Annotated in this window: 23 protein-coding genes; 7 read left to right on the forward strand and 16 right to left on the reverse strand. The window is 70.4% G+C overall.

Translation table 11 applies throughout. The features are described 5' to 3' along the window. The first annotated feature begins 99 nt into the window (after positions 1–99). Positions 100–753: a TetR/AcrR family transcriptional regulator gene (locus H9L21_RS08715; RefSeq protein ID WP_154594857.1), complete on the forward strand. Its 654-nt coding sequence runs from the start codon at positions 100–102 to the stop codon at positions 751–753. A 66-nt stretch (positions 754–819) separates the two neighbouring features. On the opposite strand, the gene H9L21_RS08720 is transcribed toward H9L21_RS08715, so the two are convergent. Continuing rightward, on the reverse strand, positions 820–2,160 hold the full coding sequence (locus H9L21_RS08720) for an acetyl-CoA C-acetyltransferase (RefSeq protein WP_154594856.1): 1,341 nt from the start codon (positions 2,158–2,160) through the stop codon (positions 820–822). 129 nt (positions 2,161–2,289) lie between these two features. On the opposite strand from H9L21_RS08720, the gene H9L21_RS08725 reads away from it, so the two are divergent. Further along, positions 2,290–3,621, forward strand: a complete 1,332-nt coding sequence (locus H9L21_RS08725) for a 3-oxoacyl-ACP reductase (RefSeq protein WP_154594855.1) — start codon at positions 2,290–2,292, stop codon at positions 3,619–3,621. A gap of 1 nt (position 3,622) precedes the next feature. Then, a complete protein-coding gene (locus H9L21_RS08730; RefSeq protein ID WP_222865746.1) occupies positions 3,623–4,501 on the forward strand; it encodes a MaoC/PaaZ C-terminal domain-containing protein in 879 nt (292 codons plus the stop codon). A 42-nt stretch (positions 4,502–4,543) separates the two neighbouring features. Here H9L21_RS08730 and H9L21_RS08735 read toward each other — a convergent pair whose 3' ends face one another. The 8 genes from H9L21_RS08735 to H9L21_RS08770 all read right to left on the reverse strand — a co-directional run bounded on the left by H9L21_RS08735 (position 4,544) and on the right by H9L21_RS08770 (position 17,675). After that, positions 4,544–5,422, reverse strand: coding sequence for an acyl-CoA thioesterase (locus tag H9L21_RS08735; RefSeq protein WP_187411385.1), 879 nt, complete (start codon positions 5,420–5,422; stop codon positions 4,544–4,546). 120 nt (positions 5,423–5,542) lie between these two features. After that, positions 5,543–6,439: a PAC2 family protein gene (locus H9L21_RS08740; protein ID WP_154594854.1), complete on the reverse strand. Its 897-nt coding sequence runs from the start codon at positions 6,437–6,439 to the stop codon at positions 5,543–5,545. Beyond that, on the reverse strand, positions 6,436–8,331 hold the full coding sequence (gene dxs, locus H9L21_RS08745; RefSeq protein WP_154594853.1) for a 1-deoxy-D-xylulose-5-phosphate synthase: 1,896 nt from the start codon (positions 8,329–8,331) through the stop codon (positions 6,436–6,438). The genes H9L21_RS08740 and dxs overlap by 4 nt, the downstream gene beginning before the upstream one ends. Before the next feature lie 68 nt (positions 8,332–8,399). Beyond that, entirely contained in the window at positions 8,400–8,906 is a 507-nt protein-coding gene (locus H9L21_RS08750; RefSeq protein WP_154594852.1) for a flavin reductase, read from the reverse strand. 94 nt (positions 8,907–9,000) lie between these two features. Next, entirely contained in the window at positions 9,001–11,790 is a 2,790-nt protein-coding gene (gene acnA / locus H9L21_RS08755) for an aconitate hydratase AcnA (protein WP_154594851.1), read from the reverse strand. A gap of 141 nt (positions 11,791–11,931) precedes the next feature. Continuing rightward, positions 11,932–14,301, reverse strand: a complete 2,370-nt coding sequence (locus H9L21_RS08760; RefSeq protein ID WP_154594850.1) for an SCO7613 C-terminal domain-containing membrane protein — start codon at positions 14,299–14,301, stop codon at positions 11,932–11,934. Positions 14,302–14,464: 163 nt separating this feature from the next. Beyond that, on the reverse strand, positions 14,465–15,670 hold the full coding sequence (locus H9L21_RS08765) for a class I SAM-dependent RNA methyltransferase (protein WP_255467017.1): 1,206 nt from the start codon (positions 15,668–15,670) through the stop codon (positions 14,465–14,467). Further along, on the reverse strand, positions 15,663–17,675 hold the full coding sequence (locus H9L21_RS08770; protein ID WP_439647304.1) for an APC family permease: 2,013 nt from the start codon (positions 17,673–17,675) through the stop codon (positions 15,663–15,665). The genes H9L21_RS08765 and H9L21_RS08770 overlap by 8 nt, the downstream gene beginning before the upstream one ends. Positions 17,676–17,720: 45 nt before the next feature. Between H9L21_RS08770 and H9L21_RS08775 the strand changes: the two genes are divergently transcribed. Next, positions 17,721–18,386, forward strand: a complete 666-nt coding sequence (locus H9L21_RS08775) for a potassium channel family protein (protein WP_187411386.1) — start codon at positions 17,721–17,723, stop codon at positions 18,384–18,386. Beyond that, positions 18,386–19,051, forward strand: coding sequence for a potassium channel family protein (locus H9L21_RS08780; protein WP_154594848.1), 666 nt, complete (start codon positions 18,386–18,388; stop codon positions 19,049–19,051). The genes H9L21_RS08775 and H9L21_RS08780 overlap by 1 nt, the downstream gene beginning before the upstream one ends. Positions 19,052–19,053: 2 nt before the next feature. Here the strand turns inward: H9L21_RS08780 and H9L21_RS08785 are convergent, their stop codons facing one another. Genes H9L21_RS08785 through dut form a run of 4 tightly spaced genes read right to left on the reverse strand, consistent with a single transcriptional unit; the run spans position 19,054 to position 21,193 of the window. Next, entirely contained in the window at positions 19,054–19,734 is a 681-nt protein-coding gene (locus tag H9L21_RS08785) for a DUF3159 domain-containing protein (protein WP_222865747.1), read from the reverse strand. After that, positions 19,731–20,084 (reverse strand): OB-fold nucleic acid binding domain-containing protein, encoded by a 354-nt coding sequence (locus H9L21_RS08790; RefSeq protein WP_154594847.1) that lies wholly within the window; start codon positions 20,082–20,084, stop codon positions 19,731–19,733. The genes H9L21_RS08785 and H9L21_RS08790 overlap by 4 nt, the downstream gene beginning before the upstream one ends. Before the next feature lie 6 nt (positions 20,085–20,090). Continuing rightward, positions 20,091–20,723, reverse strand: coding sequence for a DUF3710 domain-containing protein (locus H9L21_RS08795; RefSeq protein ID WP_154594846.1), 633 nt, complete (start codon positions 20,721–20,723; stop codon positions 20,091–20,093). Further along, entirely contained in the window at positions 20,723–21,193 is a 471-nt protein-coding gene (gene dut / locus H9L21_RS08800; protein ID WP_255467018.1) for a dUTP diphosphatase, read from the reverse strand. Before dut ends, H9L21_RS08795 begins: the two co-directional genes overlap by 1 nt. A gap of 46 nt (positions 21,194–21,239) precedes the next feature. Here dut and H9L21_RS08805 point away from each other — a divergent pair, with 46 nt between their 5' ends. After that, complete coding sequence (locus H9L21_RS08805) at positions 21,240–21,749, forward strand: DUF3093 domain-containing protein (RefSeq protein ID WP_154594844.1); 510 nt, start codon at positions 21,240–21,242, stop codon at positions 21,747–21,749. Next, entirely contained in the window at positions 21,718–22,086 is a 369-nt protein-coding gene (locus H9L21_RS08810; RefSeq protein ID WP_187411387.1) for a DUF4235 domain-containing protein, read from the forward strand. The genes H9L21_RS08805 and H9L21_RS08810 overlap by 32 nt, the downstream gene beginning before the upstream one ends. A gap of 64 nt (positions 22,087–22,150) precedes the next feature. Here H9L21_RS08810 and H9L21_RS08815 read toward each other — a convergent pair whose 3' ends face one another. From H9L21_RS08815 to H9L21_RS08825, 3 genes are all read right to left on the reverse strand, one after another. Continuing rightward, positions 22,151–22,450: a DUF4193 domain-containing protein gene (locus tag H9L21_RS08815; protein WP_154594842.1), complete on the reverse strand. Its 300-nt coding sequence runs from the start codon at positions 22,448–22,450 to the stop codon at positions 22,151–22,153. Between the two features lie 164 nt (positions 22,451–22,614). Next, positions 22,615–23,403, reverse strand: a complete 789-nt coding sequence (locus tag H9L21_RS08820) for an inositol monophosphatase family protein (RefSeq protein WP_187411388.1) — start codon at positions 23,401–23,403, stop codon at positions 22,615–22,617. Next, complete coding sequence (locus H9L21_RS08825; protein ID WP_154594841.1) at positions 23,400–24,440, reverse strand: ferrochelatase; 1,041 nt, start codon at positions 24,438–24,440, stop codon at positions 23,400–23,402. The genes H9L21_RS08820 and H9L21_RS08825 overlap by 4 nt, the downstream gene beginning before the upstream one ends. Positions 24,441–24,453: the final 13 nt, after the last annotated feature.

Below are 24,453 nucleotides of genomic sequence, written 5' to 3' on the forward strand. Positions count from 1 at the left end.
CACACTAGGCCCCCGGACGGTCGACCTCAAGAGGTATGCCGCCACGGGGCACGCGACGCGCGCGCGGCGACCGTTGACCCAGCCGATAGGGTCGAGGTCATGGCCATCGTGGAGCGCCGGGCGCAGCGTACGCGCGAAATCCTTGACGCGACTCGCACGCTCTTCGACGAGCGCCGCATGCGAGATGCCCAGATCGAGGACATCGCCCGCGCCGTCGGCATCAACCGAGCGATCATCTACCGGCACTTCACCACGAAGGAAGAACTCTTCGCGATGACGCTGGTCGACTACCTCAACGAGCTCGAGCAGCGCCTGGCCAAGTCCCAGGAGTCCGACCTCACCCCGGCCCAGCGGATCGACGTCATCACGGTCGAGTTCCTCGACTACGGCAGCGAGTTCCCGGCGTTCGTGGACTGCGCCCAGTCACTGTTGCGCCACCGCGGCTCGGAGCTGCTGGAGCAGATCAGCCTCGATCGCCTCACCGAGCTGGGTGCCGCGATCAACCGCTGCTTCGACCACATCACCTCGGCCATCGAGGCCGGCAACGCGTCGGGCGCCTTCGACGTCAAGGACCCCGAGCTCGTCGCCAACATGATGTACACGCAGGGCCTGGGCATCTTGAACCTCGTGACCTTCCAGCGGTCGATCCGTGAGATGAACTCCGGGTTGCCCGCCATGGAGCACCTGCCGATGCCCGAGGTCGTCGAGCTGGCGAAGCGCTCGGTGCGGGCCATCGTCGAGGCCGAGGCCTGATCCTCCCCCAGACGTGAAGCGGGGCCGGTGGCTGTTGCCACCGGCCCCGCTGCTGCGTGCTGAGCGTCAGCGCTCGAGGATCGCGACGACTCCCTGGCCGCCGGCGGCGCAGATCGAGATCAGGCCACGGCCCGAGCCCTTCTCCTCCAGCAGCTTCGCCAGGTTCGCGATGATGCGTCCACCGGTCGCGGCGAACGGGTGGGCGGCCGCGAGCGACGAGCCCTTGACGTTGAGCTTGCTGCGATCGATCGCACCCAGCGGCGCGTCCAGGCCGAGGCGCTGCTTGCAGAAGTCCGCGTCCTCCCACGCCGCGAGCGTCGACAGCACCTGGCCGGCGAACGCCTCGTGGATCTCGTAGAAGTCGAAGTCCTGCAGTGTCAGGCCGTTGCGCTCGAGCATCCGCGGCACCGCGTACGCCGGAGCCATCAGCAGGCCCTCGCCGCCGTTGACGTAGTCCACGGCCGCCGTCTCGTAGTCGACCAGGAACGCCTTGACGTCCCAGCCGCGGCGGGCGGCCTCCTCCTCCGAGGCGAGCAGCGCCACCGAGGCGCCGTCCGACAGCGGGGTGGAGTTGCCGGCCGTCATGGTGGCGGCGTCGCCGAGCTGCTTGCCGAAGACCGGCTTGAGCTTGGCCAGCTTCTCGACCGTGGAGTCCGGACGCAGGTGCGTGTCGCGCTCGACGCCGTTGAAGGACGTGACGAGGTCGTCCTGCCAGCCCGCCTCCCACGAGGCCGCGAGGTTCTGGTGCGAGCGGGCGGCCAGCTCGTCCTGGGCCTCGCGGGTGATGCCCCACTCGTGGGTGGTGAGGGCCTGGTGGTCGCCCATCGACAGGCCGGTACGCGGCTCGGCGTTGCGCGGCTGGTCGGGAGCCAGGTGGCCGGGACGGATCTTCGTCAGCAGCTTGACGAGGGCCTTCTTGTCGCCCTTGGCGTTCGCCTGGTTGGCCTGCAGCAGGATCTTGCGCAGCTTGTCGTTGACCGCGAGCGGGGCGTCGGAGGTGGTGTCCGTGCCACCGGCGATGCCGAAGTCGATCTTGCCCAGCGCGATCTTGTTCGCGACCTGGAACGCGGCCTGCAGGCCCGTGCCACAGGCCTGCTGGATGTCGGTGGCGGGCGTGGTCGGCGAGAGCTTGGAGCCGAGGACGACCTCGCGGGTGAGGTTGAAGTCGCGGGCGTGCTTGAGCACGGCGCCGGCGACGACCTCTCCGGCGCGCTCGCCCTCGAGGCCGAAGCGGTCGACGAGACCGTCGAGGGCCGCGGTCAGCATCTCCTGGTTGGAGACGCCGGCGTAGACGGTGTTCGAGCGCGCGAACGGGATGCGGTTGCCACCGATGACCGCGACGCGACGGATGGTGTCGGCGTCCGACGACGCGGCCTTCGCGGCCTTCTTTGAGGGCTGGTTCGCCATGAGAAACCTTTCGTCTGCGACGTTCGTCGCTTTCCTTTGCCGTGGCCCTGGGGTGCAGGCTAGAGTCACCTTAACGCGTTCAGATACCGATGGTATCCGAGAGATCCGAGAGATAGGACACATCCTGCGATGAGCGACCGTTACAAGTCGATGATCCAGAACCCGATCGGTCAGTTCCTGGTCAAGAACCTGGGCCTGCCGAACCCGCCGGAACTCCAGCGATACCGCGGTGGCGCCCTCGTGGACGGTCCCGTCCTGGTCGGCGGGAACGGCCTGCTGGCCGACTCCCTGCCGGGCCTGTTGAAGGCCTCGGGGATCGAGACCACGACCGTCCGCGCCGAGGGACGCCGCTACCAGGGCCTGGTCCTGGACGCGTCCGGCATCGACTCCCCCGCCGGCACCGTCGCGATCCAGGAGTTCTTCACGCCGGTCCTGCGCAGCCTGGCCAGCAACGCCAAGATCGTCGTGATCGGCCTGTTGCCCGAGCGCACCGAGACCGTCAGCGCCGCGATCGCGCAGCGCGGCCTCGAGGGCTTCGTGCGCTCGCTGGCCAAGGAGATCGGCGCGAACGGCAGCACCGCGAACCTCGTCTACGTCACGCCCGAGTCCAAGGACGCCGTCGGCTCGACGCTGGCCTTCCTGCTGTCGCCGAAGTCCGCCTTCGTCGACGGCCAGGTCGTGCGCCTGGGCACCACGGGGCTCGTCGAGGCCGACTCCCCCGCCGATCCGGCCAAGCCGCTCGCCGGCAAGGTCGCTCTGGTCACCGGCGCCTCGCGTGGCCTCGGTGCCGCCATGGCCCGCACCCTGCACCGCGACGGCGCCCAGATCATCGGTCTGGACGTCCCGCCGCTGGCCGAGGACCTCGAGCACCTCATGGCCGAGCTCGGCGGCTCGTCGATCATCTGCGACATCACCGCCGACGACGCGCCCGAGAAGATCGCCGAGGGCCTCGGCGACGGTGTGGACTTCGTGGTGCACAACGCGGGCATCACCCGCGACAAGCGCCTCAAGAACATGAAGTCCGAGAACTGGGCCAAGGTCGTCGACATCAGCGTCGGCGCCCCGGAGCGGATCACCGCCCACCTGCTCGACAACAAGCTGATCCGTCCCGGCGGACGGATCATCGGCATCTCGTCGATCGCGGGCATCGCCGGCAACAACGGCCAGACCAACTACGGCACGGCCAAGGCGGGCGTCATCGGCTTCGTCCAGGCGCTCGCACCGCGCACGGTCGACGCGGGCATCACCGTCAACGCCATCGCCCCGGGCTTCATCGAGACCGACATGGTCAAGACGATGCCGCTGGGCATCCGCGAGGCCGGACGCCGACTCAGCTCGCTGTCCCAGGGCGGCCAGCCGGTCGACGTCGCCGAGGCCATCGCCTGGTACTGCCACCCGGGGTCCTCGGCGATCTCCGGCAACGTGGTCCGGGTCTGCGGCCAGGGCTTCCTCGGTGCCTGAGGTGACGACACGCACGTTCGACAAGGCGCCCGCGGGGCTGCCCCTGATGCTCAAGGCGGCCTTGCCGGCGATCCCCGTCGTCGGCAACCTGCCGGGGATCAAGCACCAGAAGGGCGGGCTGCCCGAGACGACGCTGCGGCGCAACCGCGTCACGACGGACCTGGCCCACCTGGATCGCTACAACGAGGTGTGCGGGTTCTCGCGCTCGGAGACGCTGCCGGCGACGTACCCGCACATCGCGGCGCACACGCTGCACCTGAGCCTCATGACGGACACGGCGTTCCCGTTCCCGCCCATGGGCGCGGTGCACCTGCGCAACCGCATCACCCAGTACCGCCCGATCGGCCGGGAGGAGATCTACGACCTCTCCCTGCACGCGGCGTCGGACGAGCCGCACCCGAAGGGTCGCCTCATCTCGCTGGTCAGCGAGGCACGGGTCGGCGGCGAGCTGGTGTGGGACGAGACCATGACGGTCCTGTTCCGCAGCCGCGCTGGCGGCGACGAGCCCCTCGCGCCGCCCCTGGCGGGAGTGGAGGCCCCCGAGGGTGTCGTCCACTGGAAGCTCGGCAGCGACCTCGGCCGCCGGTACGGAGCCGTCTCGGGCGACCGCAACCCGATCCACCTCTACCCGTGGACGGCCAAGGCGTTCGGGTTCCCGCGCCAGATCGCGCACGGCATGTGGACGAAGGCGCACAGCCTCGCCACGCTGCAGAACCGTCTGCCGGACTCCTACACGGTCGACGTGGAGTTCAAGAAGCCGGTGCTGCTGCCCTCGACGGTGGTGTTCGGCACCGACAGCGAGGGCGAGGTCACGACGTTCGGCGTCCGTGACTCGCGCAAGTCCGTCCCGCACCTCGTGGGGCGCATCACACCGGTCTGACCGACCCGCTGGGTCCCCGCTCGCCGCACCCGAGCGTGGGACTCAGCGGTCCTCGGGGCGCTTGGCGGGGCGGATGAGCCCCTCCTGCGCCACCGTGGCGACCAGCGTGCCGTCCTGCTTGAAGACCCGGGCCGTGCTGAGTCCACGCGCACCCGAGGCCGAGGGCGACGTCTGGTCGTAGAGCAGCCACTCGTCGGCCCGGAACGGCCGGTGGAACCACACCACGTGGTCGAGCGACGCGGGCTGGACCTTGGGCGAGCTGATCAGCACGCCGTGCGGCACGAGCGCCGCGCCCAGCAGGCTGAAGTCGCTGTAGTACGTGAACGCCGCGCGGTGCAGCTGCGGGTCGTCGGGCAGCTGCTCGGCCGCGCGGAACCACATCCGCTGCACGACGGGCTGGAGCTGGCGGCTCGGGTCGTCCTCGGGGCGCGGGTCGCCCACGTACCGCATGTCGAAGCCGCCCCACTCCTGCTGCCACTGCTCGGTGCCGTCGGGGCTGATGAACTGCACCAGGTCGAGCATCGACGTGGCCTCGTCGGGCCCCGGCGTCGGAGGGAGCACGTCCTGGTGGTCCCAGCCCGCCTCGTCCTTCTGGAACGAGGCGGTCATGTAGAAGATGACCTCACCGTGCTGACGTGCCGACACCCGGCGCGTGGCGAACGACCGACCGTCGCGGACGCTCTCGACGTCGTAGATGATCGGGATGCTCGGGTCGCCGCCCAGGATGAAGTAGACGTGCAGCGAGTGCAGCTGCTTGCCGTCCGTCACCGTGCGCTGGGCCGCGCTGACCGCCTGGCCCGCCACCTGCCCACCGAAGACGCGCTTGAGTCGGGAGTTCTCCGGCTGACCGCCCCGGAACAGATTGACCTCGAGTTGTTCGACATCCAGTAGATCGACCAGTTCGTTCACGGAGGCAGGCACGACCGCGATCCTATCGAACCCGGACCGTCCCACCGGCCGCTACGGTGCCGGGCTACGGTGATCTCGGTCCCACCGGCAGCGGGCTCTCAGCCCTGATCGTCCTTGCGCTGCCGCGCCAGACTAGCCCTGATCGTCCTTGCGCTGGCGCGCAAGGAACTGCTCCAACTGGCTGGCGAGCTCATCGCCGGTCGGCAGGCTCGCGTCGTCGGCCAGGAGGGACTCGGCCGCACCACGACTGAAGATGTCGTACTGCTCCTCGAGCCCGGCCAGCACCTGCTCGCCGTCCTGGTCGGAGATCTGCTGCTCGATCTCGTGGATCGAGTCGGGCTGGCGGGCCCGCAGGTCCTCCAGGTCCAGATCCAGGTCCAGGCGAAGTGCGACCGCCTCCAGCAGCGCGAGCGCGGCCGTCGGGTACTCGACCTGCGTCAGGTAGTGCGGGACGTGCACCACGTAGCCGATCGCGTCCAGGCGCTGCTCGCGCATCCGGTACTCCAGCAGCGACTGCGCCGAGGACGGCACCGTCACCTCGGCGTTCCAGAAGTTCTGGCGATCGACCAGCTCGCTGCGCGTGCCGTGCATCGTGAGCAGCGGGGGCCGGGTGTGCGGGACCCCCATGGGGATGCCGCCGAGAGCGACCGTCAGTGGGACGCCGAGCTCGGTGATGACGTCGATCGTCTCGGCGACGAAGGACTCCCAGCCGAAGTCGGGCTCGGGACCGGCCAGCAACAGGTACGGCTTGCCGGAGCGGTCGACGTGACGGGTGATCTGCAGGACCGGCTCGACGTAGTCGACGTAGTGGTCGCGTCGGAACGTGATCGGGGGCCGGCGGGCCCGGTAGTCGTAGTACGAGTCCAGGTCGAACTCGTGCACGACCTCGCCATCGGGCGTGCGCAGTTGCTCGGCCGCCAGCACGGAGGAGGAGCCCGCACTGAGGAAGCCGTCGAGGGCGACGATCAGGGGGATCGGGTCGCGCTCGTAGTCATCGGAACGTCGTCGTGAAAACCACTTCGGAGTCAACGCAGGTCACCCTCGGGACATTCCTTCAGCCGATCGAGCGCGTCGGCCGCGATCGCGTCGGGCGTCAGGCCGAGTCGGTCGAGGATGACGTCGCGCTTCGCGTGGTCGAGGAACTCCTGGGCCACGGCGTGGATCCGGACGGGCATGACCAGGCCCCGGTCGCAGATCTCGTTCAGGATCGTGGAGCCGACGCCGCCCTGGCGGCCGTTGTCCTCGATGGTCACGACGAGCCGGTGCTCGGCGGCCAGGTCGAGCAGCGCGGGGTCCAGCGGCTTGATCCAGCGCGGGTCGACGACGGTCGAGCCGACGCCGGAGTCCTCGAGCAGGCGAGCGACCTCGACGGCCATCGCGGCCATCGTGCCCACGCCCACCACGAGCACCTCGGGATCGGCTCCGCGGTGCAGCACGTCCATCGAGCCGACGCGATCGATCGCCTCCAAATCGGCCGGCACGGCGCCCTTGGCGAAGCGGACCACGCTGGGGGCGTCGGCGACCTCGACGGCCTCACGCAGCAACTCGCGCAGACGGCTGCCGTCGCGCGGGGCCGCCAGGTGCAGACCGGGGACGATCTGCATGAGGGACATGTCCCACATGCCGTTGTGGCTCGCGCCGTCGTCGCCGGTGACCCCGGCACGGTCGAGCACGAAGGTGACGCCCTGCTGGTGCAGGGCGACGTCCATCAGCACCTGGTCGAAGGCCCGGTTGAGGAACGTGGCGTAGACCGCGACGACCGGGTGGAGGCCGCCCATGGCCATGCCGGCGGCACTGGTGACCGCGTGCTGCTCGGCGATCCCGACATCGAGGACCCGGTCGGGGAACTTGTCCGCGAACGCGTCCAGGCCGGTCGGGTAGAGCATGGCGGCGGTGATGCCCACGACGTCAGGACGATCGTCGGCGATGCGGACGATCTCGTCGCGGAACACGGAGGTCCAGCCCGCGGGCGCGATGCTCACCGCCTCACCCGTCAGGCGGTCGAACGGGTGCGACTGGTGCATCTGGTCGTTCTCGTTGGAGACGGCGATGTCGTAGCCGTGGCCCTTCGTGGTGATCGCGTGCACCAGCACGGGGCCGCCGAAGTGGCGGGCCGCGGAGAGCGCCTGCTCCAGCGCCCGCCGGTCGTGACCGTCGATGGGACCGAGGTACTTGATCCCCAGGTCCTCGAACAAGCCCTGGGGCGCCAGCGCGTCCTTGAAGCCCTTCTTGATCGCGTGCAGCGCCTCGTAGGCGACACCGACGACCTTGGGCCCCGTCGTCATCCGCTCACGGACGGCACTGAGCGCAGGCTCGTACCGCGGGTTCGTGCGGATCTGCGTGAGGCGGTTCGCGAGGCCCCCGACGGTCGGGGTGTAGGAGCGCCCGTTGTCGTTGACGACGATGACCACCCGGCGCGAGTTGTCGGCGCAGATGTTGTTGATGGCCTCCCACGCCATGCCGCCGGTCAGCGCACCGTCGCCGATGACCGCCACGACGTGGTCGTCCTTGCCCTGCACCGCGTTCGCGCGAGCGAGTCCGTCGGCGTAGGACAGCGAGGTGGAGGCGTGCGAGTTCTCGACCCAGTCGTGCGGCGACTCGGCCTGGGACGGGTAGCCGGACAGGCCGCCCTCCTTGCGCAGGCGCCCCTGGGCGAACTGGTCGGCGCGGCCCGTCAGCATCTTGTGGACGTACGACTGGTGACCGGTGTCCCAGACGATCTTGTCGTTCGGCGAGTCGAAGACCCGGTGCAGCGCGATCGTCAGCTCGACCACGCCCAGGTTCGGGCCGAGGTGACCGCCGTTGGCGGCCACCGACTCGATCAGCAGCTCACGGACCTCGGCGGCGAGTTGGGTCAGCGCCTCATCGTCCAGTCCTCGCAGGTCTGCGGGACCGGACACGGAACTGAGGACAGATGCCATTGCTCCATCGTAACGACGCCCCACCAGCGCGCCCCCTCGACTGGCCGCCACCGGTCCGGCAGCAGGTGTCAGTCCAGGTCGTGGAACCGGCCGCGGGCGTGGGCGACGCCGGTCGAGGACTCCACACCGACCTCGTCCACCACCCCGGAGAGCCGCAGCGACCAGCCCGTCTCCGTGACTCCGTCGACGGTGGCACCCCACCAGGAGCGGCCGTCGAGCCGGGGTCCCCACGGGGACTGGACCCACTCCCCCACGGTGAACATCCCGCCCGGCGCCGGCGCGAGTCCCGCGAACACCTCGGCCAGGTAGGCGTCGCCGGCGCGCAGGACGCTGACGGCGACGCGGGACCCGACCTCGACCGACTCCCCCAAGGTGGCGTCGGGATCGACGAACGCCTCGAACCGGGCCGGATCCCCGTCGACCAGCACGATCGCCGACACGGTCAGGCCGGCGCGGTCACGCCCGGAGCCGGTGGCCACGACCGTGACGGGCGCGGGCAAACGGCCGCGCAGGCGCCGGAAGGCGTCCTTGTCGCGGTCCGGGGGTACGAAGGGGTGCTCCGAGTGGATCGTCACGAACCCATCCCATCATCGAACGTCGTGCCGTGGGCATGAGAAAGGCGCGCCCCCGCCACCGGTCCGGTGACGGAGACGCGCCTTCGGCTCACACTCAGTCCAGCAGCGAGCGCAGCACGTACGGCATGATGCCGCCGTTGCGGTAGTAGTTCGCCTCACCGGGGGTGTCGATCCGGACGACGGCGTCGAACTCGATGTCGTCGGCCTTGACCTTGACGGTGCGCGGCGTGCGGCCCTCGTTGAGCTCGGTGACACCGGTGACCGTGAAGGTCTCCTCGCCGGTCAGGCCCAGCGACTCGGCGTTCTGGCCCTCGGGGAACTGCAGCGGCAGGACGCCCATGCCGATGAGGTTCGAGCGGTGGATCCGCTCGTACGACTCGGCGATGACGACCTTGACGCCCAGCAGCGCGGTGCCCTTGGCGGCCCAGTCGCGCGACGAGCCCGAGCCGTACTCCTTGCCCGCCAGGACGACCAGCGGGATGCCGGCGGCCTGGTAGTTCTCGGAGGCCTCGAAGACCGTCGTGACCTCACCGTCGGCCGAGAAGTCGCGGGTGAAGCCACCCTCGGTCCCGGGCGCGATCTGGTTGCGCAGGCGGATGTTCGCGAACGTGCCGCGGATCATCACCTCGTGGTTGCCGCGGCGCGAGCCCAGGGAGTTGAAGTCGCGCGGCTGCACGCCCTTCTCCATGAGGTACTTGCCCGCAGGGCTGTCCTTCTTGATCGCACCGGCCGGGCTGATGTGGTCGGTCGTGACCGAGTCGCCCAGCTTCAGCAGCACGCGCGCACCGTCGATATCGGTGACCGGGTCGGGCTCGAGGCCCATCCCGTCGAAGTACGGCGCCTTGCGGACGTACGTCGAGTCCTCGTCCCACGCGAACGTGTCGCCCTCGGGGGTCGGCAGGTTCTGCCAGCGCTCGTCACCGGCGAAGACGTCGGCGTACTCGCGGCTGAAGGTGTCGGAGTCGATCGACGAGGCGATGACGTCCTCGACCTCGGACGGCGACGGCCAGATGTCCTTCATGAAGACGTCGTTGCCGTCGGCATCCTGACCCAGCGGATCGTTGAACAGGTCGACGTCCATCGAGCCGGCCAGCGCGTACGCGATGACCAGCGGCGGGGACGCGAGGTAGTTCATCTTGATGTCGGGGTTGATGCGGCCCTCGAAGTTGCGGTTGCCCGAGAGCACGGCGGTGACGGCCAGGTCGCCCTCGTTGACGGCGGCGCTGACCTCGGGGATCAGCGGTCCCGAGTTGCCGATGCAGGTCGTGCAGCCGTAGCCGACGAGGTTGAAGCCGAGCTTGTCGAGGTAGACGTTCAGACCCGACTTCTCGTAGTAGTCGGTGACGACCTTCGAACCGGGGGCCAGCGTGGTCTTGACCCACGGCTTGCGCTGCAGGCCCTTCTCGACGGCCTTCTTCGCCAGCAGGCCGGCGCCGATCATGACCGACGGGTTCGACGTGTTGGTGCACGACGTGATCGCCGCGATCGTCACGGCGCCGTGGTCGACCTCGAAGGTCGTGCCGTCCTCGAGCGTGACGGTCTGGGGGTTGCGGACCCGCTCGCCGGGCGCACCCGTGGCGTGCTCGCTGGGGCCCTCGCCGCCGTTCGCGAAGGTCGACGTCTTGGGCGGGTCGGACGCCGGGAAGGAGTCCTCGACCGCCTCGTCGTAGCCGTTGAGCTGCTGCTCGTCGTGGTCGACGTAGTCGCGCAGCGAGGAGCGGAACGCAGTCTTGCTCTCGGTCAGTGCGATGCGGTCCTGCGGACGCTTCGGGCCGGCGATCGACGGGACGACGTCACCGAGGTCGAGCTCGAGGTACTCGCTGTAGCGCGCCTCGTGCTCGGGGTCGTGCCACAGGCCCTGCGCCTTGGCGTAGGCCTCGACGAGCGCGATCTCCTCGGCGCTGCGGCCGGTGAGCTTGAGGTACTTCGTGGTCTCGTCGTCGATCGGGAAGACCGCGATGGTGGAGCCGTACTCGGGGCTCATGTTGCCGATCGTGGCGCGGTTGGCCAGCGGGACGGCGCCGACGCCCGAGCCGTAGAACTCGACGAACTTGCCGACGACGCCGTGCTCGCGCAGCTTCTCGGTGATCGTCAGGACCAGGTCGGTCGCGGTCGCACCCTGCGGCAGCTCGCCGGAGAGCTTGAAGCCGACGACGCGCGGGATCAGCATGCTGATCGGCTGGCCGAGCATCGCGGCCTCGGCCTCGATGCCGCCGACGCCCCAGCCCACGACGCCCAGGCCGTTGACCATGGTGGTGTGCGAGTCGGTGCCGACGCAGGAGTCGGGGTACGCGACGCCGTCACGGGTGAAGACGGTGCGCGCGAGCTTCTCGATGTTGACCTGGTGCACGATGCCGGTGCCCGGGGGAACGACGCGGAAGTCGCTGAAGGCGCCCTGGCCCCAGCGCAGGAACTTGTAGCGCTCGCCGTTGCGCTCGTACTCGATCTCGACGTTGCGCTCGAACGCCTCGGGCGTGCCGAAGACGTCGGCGATGACGGAGTGGTCGATGACCATCTCGGCCGGCGCGAGGGGGTTGATCTTGGAGGGATCGCCGCCCAGGTCGGCCATCGCCTCGCGCATCGTGGCGAGGTCGACGACGCACGGGACACCAGTGAAGTCCTGCATGATCACGCGGGCCGGCGTGAACTGGATCTCCTTGCTCGGGTCGGCCTTCGGGTCCCACGAGGCCAGGGCCTTGATGTCGTCCGCCGTGATGTCGGCGCCGTCCTCGGTGCGCAGCAGCGCCTCGAGCAGGATCTTGAGACTGAACGGCAGGGAGGCGACGTCGAGTCCCTCGCCCTGAACCGCATCGAGTCGGTAGTAGTCGTAGGACGTGTCTCCGACCGCCAGGGAATCCTTCGCCTGGAATGTGTCGACGCTCATGGGCTTCTCCTTCACTGGTGTTCCCATCCTGCCTTCGCGCGGCATCTCGTGCCGGATCAGGATGACCTAGGACGCACCATTTATCTTGATGTCAAGATACACGATATCAACTGATTCTGGGCTGCGCCGCTCAGGCGACCCTCACCGGAGTGCGGCCAGTCGCGCGACGAGGGCACGCCCCTCGGCGACGCGCTTCTCCCAGGTCGTCCCCACCACGAGCAGCACCAGGCCTGCGGCGGCGATCAGGATCCACCGTTGCAGGGCCAACGCCGTGGGACCGACGTTCGCCAGGACCACGAGCAGCAGCACCGCCGAGCCCGCCACGACGGGCGCGCCCCAGCGCAGGACCACTCCAGCGGCGAGGCAGGCCGCCGCCACGAGCGCCAACAGCCCGGCGCGCAGGCTGGTCGGCTCGGCGAGCGCCTGGGGCAGCGACGGCAGCAACGCCAGCGTCAGACCCGGGACCAGCACCGACCAGGTCCGGCTGGCCGGATCGGTGCGCAGGCGCCACAGTCCCGCTGCGAGGACCGCGACCGCGAAGGGCGCCGTGTACGCCTCGACCGTGCCGACCTCGCTGGCGGCCAGACGGGTCACCCACGCTCCGCCCACGAGACCGGCCGCGACCCATCGCAGGTACGTCCGGTCGTCGTCCAGGAGTCCGACGACGGCGGCCGCGACTGCCCCGATCGTGAACACCAGCGCGGCCGTCGCGAGATCGTCCGCCTCCACGAGGGCGATGAACAGCGAGAGCGCGGCGACGACCTCGACGGCGATCCGGTGCCAGACCAGCTCATCCAGGGCCAAGGTCAGCAGCAGCGCCGCTGCCGCACAGCCGGCGATGATCGGACTCCACCACGTGGCGTCCATGTCCGACAGGTTCAGGACGAGACCGATCGTCGCGATGGCGGCGCCGGCCGCGAGACCCAGCGACACCGCGGAGGTCCCCCGCCTGAACTCCTCGGGGTCGTCGAAGCCCGCAAGCGCGCACATCGCCAGACCGGCGGCGACCAGGCCCCACGTCCAAGCCGTGACCGGAGCGTCGCCCGGCACGACCGCGACGGCCGCCAGGACGGCCACGGGCGGCAGCACCGCGAACCACGCAGGGCCCCGCCGCAGAGCGAAGGCGAGACCGGCGCCCACGAGCACCACCGTGATCGCATGCACGAGGAACGGCAGTGTCGAGGACGCGACGGCCGTGACGACGGCCGCTCCCCCGGCGACGACGCCCAACGGCAGACGGAGGTGGTCGGGGACGAGCCGGGGCGAGGGCCACCGGCCCATGGCCCACCACGCCACCAACAGACCCGCGGCGACGCCGAGGACCTTCCAGTCCTCGCGAACGGCGATGTCGGAGGGGCGCACCCAGAGGTCACTCGGCGACCCGTAGCCGGAAGCGACATCGGCCCGCTCGAGGTTCATCATCGCCACCGCGCCGCCCCACAGCACCAGGGCAGCCCCGGTGACGACCGTGCCCCACCGCACACCGAGCGACCACGCATCGGGCCGCGCGACGAGGAGGGCCAGCAGTGCGACGACCGCCGCCACCGCCACGAGACCGATGCTCCCGGCCGCGTCGGCGCGCCACGCCCATCCGGACACCGCCAACCCGACCAGGTAGAGCAGTCCGACCGTGGCCGAGCCGACGAGCCAGGGCCGGAGGGCGACCATGAGGACACCCCCGAGGAGGGCCGCGGCGACGAGCGTGAACAGCGGCAGCGCGTCCGCGAAGGTCAGGGCCGGGGAGCCGGACTGCGCCTGGATGACGGCCAGGACGACGGAGAAGGCTCCGAGGCACAGCGCGAGCGCGGCAGCGCCCCACATGGCCCAGGGCATCGCGAGACGGACGCTGATCGCCACGACGACGAGCGGCACGACGAGGGCGGCCATCGCACTCCAGAACCAGGTGTCCTGGTCCCCCAGGTCGAGCAGCCGGTCCATGAGCGCGGGCGCGCTGACCCACGGGGCCAGACCGGCCGCGATCTGGGGCATCGCCAGGTCGTGGTCGAACGCCGTGCGGGCCCACCGCACCACCACCACGGCGGTGGCCACGACACCGGCGGTCCACACCAGGGAGACGACGGCGAAGTCGCTCCAGCTCAAGCCGAACAGGCCCTCGGCGACCGCGGCCAGGACGTCGACGGTGAGCAGTCCGAGGAACACCGACCAGAGGGCCTCGGCCGCCCCGAAGAGCCGCCGCCGGGTCGCCCAGATGGCGCAGCCGCCGAACACCGCGGTCACCGCGAGCAGGATCAGGGCACGGCCCAGGATCCCGACGGCGGCCCACGCGATGGTCGCGAAGATCAGGCCGGCGACGATGAGGCAGACCGCACCGAGGCCGAGCAGCACGGAGCCGACCGACCACGCGTGGTGCGCGGGGGCGGGCACCACGCCCGGAACGAAGACGGGCGCGGGAGCCGGCGTGACGGGCTGCTGTGCAGCGGCGGTCGATGCTGGCCGTGCCTCAGGATCGATGCGCGGCGCGCGCGCCTGGACCGCGCGTCCCTGCGCCACGAGCCCGTCCGCCTGGACGAACAGCCCCCAGAGCTGATGGGCCTGCTGCGAAGTCAGGTCGAAGGCACAGTGCGGACACGAGATTCCCCCCGAGATGGCGCCCCGGCAGGCCGGACACGCGTGGGGATCGGCGTACTTCACGGGGGTGACTCAACCGGACCCGTCAGTCGCGCGCAAGCGACACGACACATTCGACGTGGTGTGTCATCGGGAACAGCGCGAACCCGCGCAACGACTCCAGCCGGTAACCGAGGGTCGCGAAGGTGGCGACGTCACGCGCCAGGGCTGCGGGATCGCACGCGACATAGACGATCCGCCGGGGCTCCAGCGCGGCGATGGCGGTGACGGCGTCCTTCGCTCCCTGACGGGGCGGGTCCAGTACGACGACGTCGGCGCGCGCGCCCAGCGTGCCCCGGGCGAGGGCTCGCTCGACCGGAGCGTGCACCGTCGAGGCGTTCGACAGGTCGGCGAGGTTCTCGGCGGCATTCGCGGACGCGCGCCGGTTCCCCTCGACGCTGACCAGCTCGCCCGGAGCGCACGCGGGAGCCAGGAACGCGGAGAAGAGTCCGGCCCCGGCGTACAGGTCCAGCACGCGATCGCCGGGGCGGACCTCCGCGGCCTCCATGACGGCATCGACCAAGGTCGTGGCGGCGGCGGGATGAACCTGCCAGAACCCCGAGCCGCTGACCCGGAAGTCCCGCCCGTGGACCCGCTCGACGAGCGTCCCCGTGCCCGCCCGGACGGTGCCGTCCGAGGCGACGACGCCGTCGACCTCGGTCTCGAGCCGGTCGCCGATGGTCGCGTCGGTCACCAGCAGGCGCTGGCCCGTGGACGACACGATGGACTCGACCCGCGGCTCGTCCCAGGTCTGCTCGGTGACGTCGGGCAGGTCGGGGTGCGCGATCGGGCACGACGGGATCGGCAGGACGTCGTGACTGCGGTGGCGGCGCAGTCCGGCCATGCCGTTCTCGGCCACCGACCACACCACCCGGGTGCGCCAGTCCAGCAGCGGACCGACGGCCTCGACCCGCCCGGTCCACTCGAGGCCGGCCAGCCGCTGCAGCTGCTCGCGCACGACGTCGGTGAGGAGCGTCAGCTGACCCTCCGCCGAGACGTGCTGGAAGTCGCAGCCGCCGCAGAGTCCCGGCCCCGACAGCGGGCACGGACGCTCGACCCGGTCCGGCGAGGGCTGGAGCACGCGGATCGCGTCGGCGCGCAGGAACTTGCGCGAGCGCTCGGTGATGCGGATCTGGACGACCTCGCCGGGCAGCGCATGCCGCACGAACACGACCTGGCCGTCCAGGCGGGCCACGCAGTGGCCACCGTGCGCCACCGGTCCGACCTCGACCACGGGATCCGTCTCAGCCACCGCTCCGCCCTCCGATTCCACGCCGCACGTCACCGGGGGTCGGTCGTGCATGGTCCTTCTTCACACGCTGCGCCGAGGCCAGCTGGTACGGCACGCTGACGACCAGCACCCCGGGCAGGAACAACAACCGGGCCTTCAGACGCAGCGCGGTCTGGTTGTGCAGGAGCTGCTCCCACCACCGGCCGACGACGTACTCCGGGATGTAGATGGTGACGATGTCGCGCGGGTTCTGCGTGCGCTTGGTCTTGACGTACCTGACGATCGGCCGCACGACCTCGCGGTAGGGCGAGTCCAGCACCCGCAACGGTATCGGCACCCGCAACTCGTCCCAGCGGCGCGCGAGCTCGGCGCTGTCGTCCGGGTCGAGGTTGACCGACACGGCCTCCAGCGAGCTGGGCTGGCCGAGCCGGGCGTAGGCGATCGCGCGCATCGTCGGCTTGTGGAGCTTGCTGACCAGCACGATGCCGTGCACCCGAGCAGGCAGCGCGACGTCACTCTCGTCGACGGCGAGCTCCAGGGCGACCCGGTCGTAGTGCCGCGAGATCCCCCGCATCACGAGGAAGACGGCGACCATCGCCAGGATCGCGATCCACGCGCCGGCGAGGAACTTGGTGACGAGAACGATCACGAGCACCGTCGCGGTCATCGCCAGACCGAACGCGTTCACCCCCCGCGACCGGTGCATCCGGCCGCGCTCCGCCGGATCGGTCTCCTCGGCCAGCAGCCGGGTCCAGTGCCGGATCATCCCCAGCTGGCTCAGGGTGAACGACACGAAGACCCCGACGATGTACAGCTGGATCAGCTTCGTGACCTCGGCGTCGAACGCCACGATCAGCACCCCGGCCGCCGCCGCGAGGGTGACGATGCCGTTGCTGAACGCCAGCCGGTCTCCGCGGGTGTGCAGCTGGCGCGGCAGGTGGCCGTCGCGCGCGAGGATCGACGCCAGGACGGGGAAGCCGTTGAAGGCGGTGTTGGCGGCCAGCACCAGGATGATCCCGGTGCAGGCGATGACGAAGTAGAACAGCGGCGGCACGCCCTGGAACAGGGCCGCCGCGAGCTGGCCGATGACCGTCTCCTGGACGTAGCCGTCGCCCACGGGCTTGCCGTCCAGCAGCAGCTGATGGGCCGGGTCCTCGACGTAGCGAAGGTCCATCAGGTCGGCCAGGACGATGATGCTCATCAGCATCACGATCGAGATCGTGCCGAGCAGCAGCAGCGTCGTCGCGGCGTTGCGGCTCTTGGGCTTGCGGAAGGCCGGCACGCCGTTGCTGATCGCCTCGACCCCCGTGAGGGCTGCGCAGCCCGACGAGAAGGCGCGGGCGAGCAGGTACGCCATCGCCACGCCCGAGACCGCCCCGGCGAAGGGGTCCTCGGCGGCGATGTCGTACTTCGCGCTCTCGACCTGCGGCAGCGTGCCCAGGGCGTACTGCGTGTAGCCCCAGATCGCCATCAACGCGATGGAGGCCATGAACAGGTACGTCGGGATCGCGAAGGCCCGGCCGGACTCCTTCGCCCCGCGAAGGTTCACCGCGGTCAGCAGGGCGACCAGCCCGACCGCCGCGGCCGACTCGTGTCCCTTGAGGAACGGCAGCGCCGCCGCGGCGTTCTGCACGCCCGAGGAGATCGACACCGCGACGGTCAGGACGTAGTCGACCATCAGCGCGCTCGCGACCGTGAGGCCGGCGTTGCGTCCCAGGTTCACGGTCGCGACCTCGTAGTCGCCGCCCCCGCTGGGGTAGGCGTGCACGTTCTGGCGATAGGACGCCACGACCGTGAGCATGACGACCACGACCGCGATCCCGATCTGCCAGTTGAAGGCGTACGCCGTCAGCCCGCCCATCGACAGGGTCAGGAAGATCTCGTCCGGCGCATACGCCACGGACGACAAGGCATCGCTGGCGAAAACGGGCAGCGCGACCCGCTTGGGCAACAACGTCTCGCCCATCTGGGAGGTGCGCAGCTTCTGTCCGATGAGAGCGCGCTTGAGCGCGCCGGTCAATCCCACGCAACCGATGCTAGACCGGTTCCCGACCGGTGTACCGTCGCCGGTGTGCACATCGTGATCATGGGGTGCGGGCGCGTCGGGTCGTCACTGGCCCGCAGCCTGGAGTCCCGGGGACATTCGACCGCCGTGATCGACTCCAACCCCGACGCCTTCCGCCGTCTCGGACCGGCCTTCGCCGGGCTCACCGTGACCGGCATGGGGTTCGACCGGGGCGTCCTGGTCAAGGCCGGGATCGAGGGCGCCGACGCGTTCGCCGCCGTCTCCAGCGGCGACAACTCCAACATCATCGCCGCCCGCGTCGCCCGCGAGGTGTTCTCGGTCGAGAACGTCGTCGCCCGCATCTACGACCCCCGGCGCGCCGAGGTCTACGAACGCCTCGGCATCCCGACGGTGGCGACCGTCCCGTGGGCCGCCGACCAGGTCCTGCGCCGCCTGCTGCCGGCCGGCTCCGAGCCGGCCTGGCGCGATCCCTCGGGCCTGCTGCGGCTCGACAACGCCTACGCCCCGTTCGCCTGGGTGGGCCGCACCGTGGCGGCGCTCGAGGCCGAGACCGGCGTACGGGTGGCGTTCATCACCCGGCTGGGCCGGGGCGAGCTGATCGCGGCCGACACCGTCATCCAGGAGGGCGACTACCTGAGCATGTTCCTGGTGGCCGCCCGGGCCGAGGAAGCTCTCGAGGCGCTGGCCGCAGGACCGAAGGAGGACGACTGATGCGCGTCGCGATCGCCGGAGCCGGGGCCGTCGGCCGCTCCGTGGCCCAGGAGCTGCTCGACCACGGACACGGTGTGCTGCTCATCGACAAGTCCGCGACCGCGATCCGCAGCGATCTCGTGCCCGGCGCCCAGTGGCTGTTGGCCGACGCGTGCGAGATGTCCACGCTGGAGGAGGCGCAGCTGCAGACGTGCGACGTGGTGATCGCGGCCACCGGCGACGACAAGGCGAACCTCGTCACGTCGCTGCTGGCCAAGACCGAGTTCACCGTTCCCCGCACGGTCGCCCGGGTGAACAATCCCAGCAACGAGTGGCTCTACGGCGAGTCCTGGGGTGTCGACGTGGCCGTGTCCACGCCGCGCATCATGGCCGCCCTGGTCGAGGAGGCCGTCGCCGTCGGCGACCTCGTGCGCCTGTTCACCTTCCGCCAGAGCAACATCAACCTGGTCGAGATGACCGTCCCGGACGAGTCGGCGCACGTGGGTCGGCGCCTGGGCGACATCGCCTGGCCGCAGGGAGCCACGCCCGTCGCGATCCTGCGCAACCAGCAGTCGCTGCCGCCCGAGGACGATCGCACCATCGAGGCCGGGGACGAGCTCTTGTTCGTCACCTCGCCCGACGCCGAGGCCGAGCTGTCGGCCCTGCTGGCACCGCCGAAGGACTGACCTCAGGCCCTGCCGGGCTCGTCGGCGTCGCCCAGGTCGGTGACCGGCGTGCTGTTGCGGCTCAGCAGCCACACCATCGCGGCCAGGGTCGCGATCTGCAACGGCCAGCCCATGACGATCTTCGACGTGCCCAGCCAGCCGATCTGGTCGGCGGCGTAGAGCGGGTACTGCACGACGACGCGCAGGATGCACGGCAGCGCGAACACCAGGGTCAGCCGGTTGCACAGCCGTCGCATGCCCGGATCGCGACGCCATCTGCTGAGGTCGCCGACGAGGGCGCCGATCATGACGCCGATCGCCGGCCAGCCGATGACGACGGTGGAGACCAGGACGACGGCGTACCCGGCGTTGTAGATGATGCCGGGCAGGAAGACGTCGCGGGCCTCACCGGTGCGCGAGGCGAACAACGCCGCGATGCCGATGCCCACGAGCGCGTTGATGACGAACTGCGGGTTCGACCGCTGGACGACCCGGGCGATCAGCAGCACGGCGGTGAGCGCCGAGGCGATGATGAGGCTGAGTGTCAGTTCGCGGGTGGTGAGGTAGCAGACCGTGAACGTGATGGTCGGGACCGCGGCCTCGACGATGCCGCGCACTCCCCCGAAGGCCTCGGCCAGCCGCTGGCGCACGACCTGCTCGACGGTGGCGGCATTGACGTCCGGCTGCTCGGCGGGATCGGTCACGGGTCCAGCCGATACGCGGGGTTGTACATGACACGCTCCTGTCCTCGGTGACCGATCCGCCCGCCGGCGGTCAGGGAACGACCGGCGGCGATGCCCTCGATACGACGTCGTCCCAACCAGATCAGGGTGACCGTACCCGTGCCGTCGTACAGGGTGGCCTCGAGCGCCGTGGCGTCGTCGACGGGGCGCAGCGTGACGTCCTGGAGCACGCCGTGGACGTCGACCCGCTCGCGCGTCGGCGCGTCCTGGATCGCCGAGCATCCTGCGGCGGCCGTCCGGCCACGCAGCTCGGCGTTCTCCTGCTGCTCGAGCGAGAAGCGCTCGAGCCAGCGTGACACCACCCCGGCCATGACCGCCTACTCCTCCGGGATCCGCTGGGCGTCCGGCGGGAGCTGCAGCGGCAGCGACTCGCGCAGGATCCGGGGCTCATCACCGCGCCGGACCCGCAGGTCGCGCAGGATCTCCATGAAGACGCCCTCGTTCGTCGACTCGAGCCCGGCCGCGCCCAGGACCGTGGCGCGCACGACCCAGCGAGGGCCCTCGATGCCGATGAAGCGCGCCGGCTGGATCGCGTCGTTGCCCTCGGTGTCCTTCGCGGGGAACTGCGCCAGCACCTCGGTGCCGAACGGTCCCTCGACCTCCTCGTACCGGCCGCCGCGCTTGTCGACCTCCTCGCGGAGCTCGGCACGGACGCCGTCCCACGTGCCGCCACTGCGCGCGCCGGCGAAGGGCCGCAGCTCGACGGCGGAGCCGCCCGAGGTGACCAGGACGGCCGTGACGACGTCGTCCTCGGTGGGCAGCTGGACCTCGATGTCCCCGCGCATCTTGATCAGCAGGGTCCCCAGGTCGACGTATTCGTCCGGGTTCTCGAGCGGGCGCTCGACGAGGTCGAACGGCCCGTCGGCCCGCGGACCGGTGACCTCGACGCGCTCGACCGGCGCGGAGTCCGACCCGGAGTCGGTCGCCCCGGACTTCTTGCGACCAAACATCACAGACTTCCTTCCGTTGTCGCCTCGATGGAGGCGTGACCACCCGAGGAACCGTACCCGCCGGCACCCCGCACGGTCTCCGACAGTGCGTCGACCTCGACGAACTCGACCCGCTCGACCCGCTGGACCACCAGTTGCGCGATGCGGTCACCGCGCCGGATGTGGACGGGCTCGCTCAGGTCGTGGTTGATCAGCAACACCTTGACCTCGCCACGGTAACCCGCATCGATGGTGCCCGGCGTGTTCACGACCGAGAGACCGTGCCTCAGCGCGAGCCCCGACCGCGGGTGGATGAAGCCCGCGAATCCTTCCGGCAGGGCGATCGCCACGCCCGTGGGCACGAGCGCCCGCGCGCCCGGCTCGAGCGTGACGTCGACGCTGGAGACGAGATCCGCCCCTGCGTCGGCCGGGTGGGCGTAGGCGGGAAGCGGGACGTCGGCGTCGAGCCGCCGGATCTGCACCTCGGTCACGGTGGCGACGATACTGGCGCACACCCCCATCGGGCACAGTGGAGTGGTGGAAACGAACCCTCGACGTCACTCTGAACGACTCGTCGCCTCCGGCCTGTGGTGGGGCATGGTCGTCCTGACCGCCGTCATCGTGGCGTGGTTGCTGCTGGTCGCGACCAGCCCGTCCGTCGCCGCGACCGTCGGCCTGGCGACACTCGTCGTCCTGGGCGCGGGTCTGTGGCACTGGGGCTCCTTGCGCGTCGTCGCCGAGCCCGGCCGCTTCCGGGCCGGCGACGCGCACCTCGAGGCTCCCCATCTGGGGACGGTCGAGGCACTCGACCCCGCCGCCTGGCGCGCCGCGCTCGACCGTGCCGGCACCGACCGGGCGTTCCTGCTGACGCGCCCCTGGATCGATCGCGGGGTCCGCGTCGCGGTCGCCGATCCGGACGACCCCACGCCCTACTGGCTCGTCTCCACCCGACGTCCCGCCACGGTGGAGCGCGTCGTGGGTCACACTGGTGCTGCCCCCGATGAAAGGACCACCGATGGCCAGGAAGCGCGCGAAGAAGACGACTGACGCGGCGACGACGTCGGTCGCCGAGGCGAAGATCCAGAAGAGTCGCGGCCGCGGCGCCTGGCGCGCCCTGGACGCCGGCTCCGGACTCCTCGCGGCGTCGCTGGCCCCCCGGGTGTCGAACCTCGCCTGGCGCGCGGCCACCGGCCGCAAGCCCCCGACGAACACGCGCAACCCCGAGCTCAGCACCAAGGAGGCCGTCGCCTGGGCGGCCATCGGCGGGGCCACCGTGCAGGTCGTGCGCACCATGGCGCGTCGCAGCGCGGCCAACTACTGGCTGCGGTCCACCGGCGACCTGCCGCCGGGCATGAAGTCACTCAAGGACCCCACCGACCGCTGAAGACAACGACGCCCGGTCCCCCGCAACAGCGGCTGGGACCGGACGTCAGGTGGCTGCGCGAACGTCAGTCGGCGCAGTCCTTGCAGATCGGCATGCCGTTCTTCTCGCTCGCCAGCTGGCTGCGGTGGTGCACCAGGAAGCACGACATGCAGGTGAACTCATCGGACTGCTTCGGCACGACCTTGACGGCCAGCTCCTCGTGCGAGAGGTCGGCGCCGGGCAGCTCGAAGGACTCAGCCGCCTCGACCTCGTCCTCGTCGACCTTGCCCGAGTTCTTCTCGTGGCGACGCGCCTTCAGTTCCTCGATGCTGTCCTCGGACTGCTCTTCGTCGGTCTTGCGCGGCGCATCGTAATCGGTTGCCATCAACTCTCCATGCTGGTTCTCGTGGAACTGTGGTCGTGTTCTTGTGGAACGCGCAGATTCAACCACATGGGTCAAAACCGCTTGCAGCCGGAAGACCTGAACCAGCTCGTGCGGCCGACGTTTCCACTCTCACGGCGAACGCGCGAGTCGAACTCTACGACCGATCAGAAGCGGCAACGCTCGACCAGCGCGAGGAATTCCGCGATCGCGGCGGCCGGGGCCGCGACGACGAGCCGCTCGTCCGGGACTCCGTCGAGGCCCGTGACCACCAGACCGGCCTCGCGGGCGATCAGGCCGCCCGCCGCATGGTCCCACGGCTTGAGGCCCTGCTCGACGTAGGCATCGAGCCGGCCCTCGGCCAGGTCGGTGAGGTCCAGGGCCGCCGCACCGATCCGGCGGATGTCGCGCACGTGCGGCAGCATCCTGCCGACGGCGGCCGCCTGGTGCTCGCGCACGCTCGGCACGTAGTTGAAGCCGGTGGCGACGAGCATCTGATCGACGGGAGCCGCGGGAGGACCGGTCAGGCGGGTCCGTTCGTCCCCGTCCACGCGCCAGGCCCCACCGCCGGCGGTGGCCTCGTAGGCCTCACCCGTGGCGATGTTGACCACGACGCCGATCTCGTCGACGCCGTCACGTCGCGCCGCGATGGAGACCGCGTACCTCGGGATGCCGTAGACGAAGTTGACGGTGCCGTCGATCGGGTCGACGACCCACTCGACGCCGGAGGTGCCCGAGACGTCCTGGCCCTCCTCGCCCACGAAGGCGTCGTCGGGGCGGGCGGCGAGGATCCGCTCGCGGATCAACTCCTCACAGGAACGATCGATCGCCGTGACGAGGTCGGTCGGGCTGGACTTCGTGTCCGCCACCCCGACGCGGCCCCGGGGTCGAAGCACGCGCACGTGCTCCGCCGCCTCGGCGGCGACGTCGCGGGCGAGGTCGAGCAGCTCGGTCACGCGATGACCGGGCGCTGCGACCGCGGATTGAGGCAGCAGTCCGCCGCGCAGGTGTCGGCCTTCGGGCCGAACTCGCCCACGGCCGGGCGCTCGGGCGACTCGCCCCGCTCGGCAGCGGCGCGCTCGAGCAGCAGGTCGCGGATCATCGCGGCGTACCGGGGATCGGCGTTCGGGCTCGCCGCACGGGCGAACCGCAGCCCCAGCTTCTCGGCCGTCGCCTTCGCCTCGGTGTCGAGGTCGTAGACGACCTCCATGTGGTCGGCCACGAACCCGATGGGGACGAGCACCACGCCGGTCACGTCCTGTCCGGCCAGTTCCTCGAGGTGGTCGTTGATGTCCGGCTCGAGCCAGGGCTGGCTCGGCGGCCCCGACCGCGAGCAGTAGGCCAGCGACCACTGCGTCACGCCGAGCGCCTCGGACACCAGCCGGGCCACGGACAGGTGCTGGTGCTCGTAGAGGCCGCACCCCGGTCCGCCGCTGGCCTCGTTCATCTGGTCGGGGACCGAGTGCGTCACGAACACGACGTGGGCGTCGGGACCAACCTGCGCCAGCGCGTCCCGGGCGTACTCGGTGAACAGCTCGACGAAGACGGGGTGGTTGAAGTGGTGGCGCAACCGGTCGACCCGGATGGGCAGGTCGTTCGACACCTCGAAGAGGTCCTCGCGGTACTGGCGGCAGCTGGAGTACGACGAGTAGGCGCTGGTCATGAAGCACGCGACGCGCTCGACCCCGTCGGCGACCATCTGCTCGAAGGCGTCGGCCAGGTACGGGTCCCAGTTGCGGTTGCCCCAGTAGACCGGCAGGTCCAGACCTTGCTCGGCGAAGTCGGCCCGCAGCGCAGCCAGCAACTCGCGGTTGATCCCGTTGATCGGCGACTTGCCGCCGAAGCCGAAGTAGTGCTCGCCCACCTCGACGAGCCGCTCCTTCGGGATCCCCCGCCCGCGGGTCACGTTCTCGAGGAACGGCACCACGTCCTCGGGCTTCTCGGGGCCTCCGAAGGAGACCAGCAGGAGGGCGTCATAAGGCCGTGCGTCCATGCCGTCAGTCTCC

The organism is Aeromicrobium senzhongii, from assembly GCF_014334735.1.
GTDB lineage: Bacteria > Actinomycetota > Actinomycetes > Propionibacteriales > Nocardioidaceae > Aeromicrobium > Aeromicrobium senzhongii.

Bases quoted from the DNA above. Each gene is read 5' to 3' on its own strand.
- H9L21_RS08715 (WP_154594857.1), top strand. From the start codon at position 100: ATGGCCATCGTGGAGCGCCGGGCGCAGCGTACGCGCGAAATCCTTGAC.
- H9L21_RS08720 (WP_154594856.1), bottom strand. From the start codon at position 2,160: ATGGCGAACCAGCCCTCAAAGAAGGCCGCGAAGGCCGCGTCGTCGGAC.
- H9L21_RS08725 (WP_154594855.1), top strand. From the start codon at position 2,290: ATGAGCGACCGTTACAAGTCGATGATCCAGAACCCGATCGGTCAGTTC.
- dxs (WP_154594853.1), bottom strand. From the start codon at position 8,331: ATGGCATCTGTCCTCAGTTCCGTGTCCGGTCCCGCAGACCTGCGAGGA.
- acnA (WP_154594851.1), bottom strand. From the start codon at position 11,790: ATGAGCGTCGACACATTCCAGGCGAAGGATTCCCTGGCGGTCGGAGAC.
- H9L21_RS08780 (WP_154594848.1), top strand. From the start codon at position 18,386: ATGCGCGTCGCGATCGCCGGAGCCGGGGCCGTCGGCCGCTCCGTGGCC.
- H9L21_RS08790 (WP_154594847.1), bottom strand. From the start codon at position 20,084: ATGGCCGGGGTGGTGTCACGCTGGCTCGAGCGCTTCTCGCTCGAGCAG.
- H9L21_RS08795 (WP_154594846.1), bottom strand. From the start codon at position 20,723: ATGTTTGGTCGCAAGAAGTCCGGGGCGACCGACTCCGGGTCGGACTCC.
- H9L21_RS08810 (WP_187411387.1), top strand. From the start codon at position 21,718: ATGGCCAGGAAGCGCGCGAAGAAGACGACTGACGCGGCGACGACGTCG.
- H9L21_RS08815 (WP_154594842.1), bottom strand. From the start codon at position 22,450: ATGGCAACCGATTACGATGCGCCGCGCAAGACCGACGAAGAGCAGTCC.
- H9L21_RS08825 (WP_154594841.1), bottom strand. From the start codon at position 24,440: ATGGACGCACGGCCTTATGACGCCCTCCTGCTGGTCTCCTTCGGAGGC.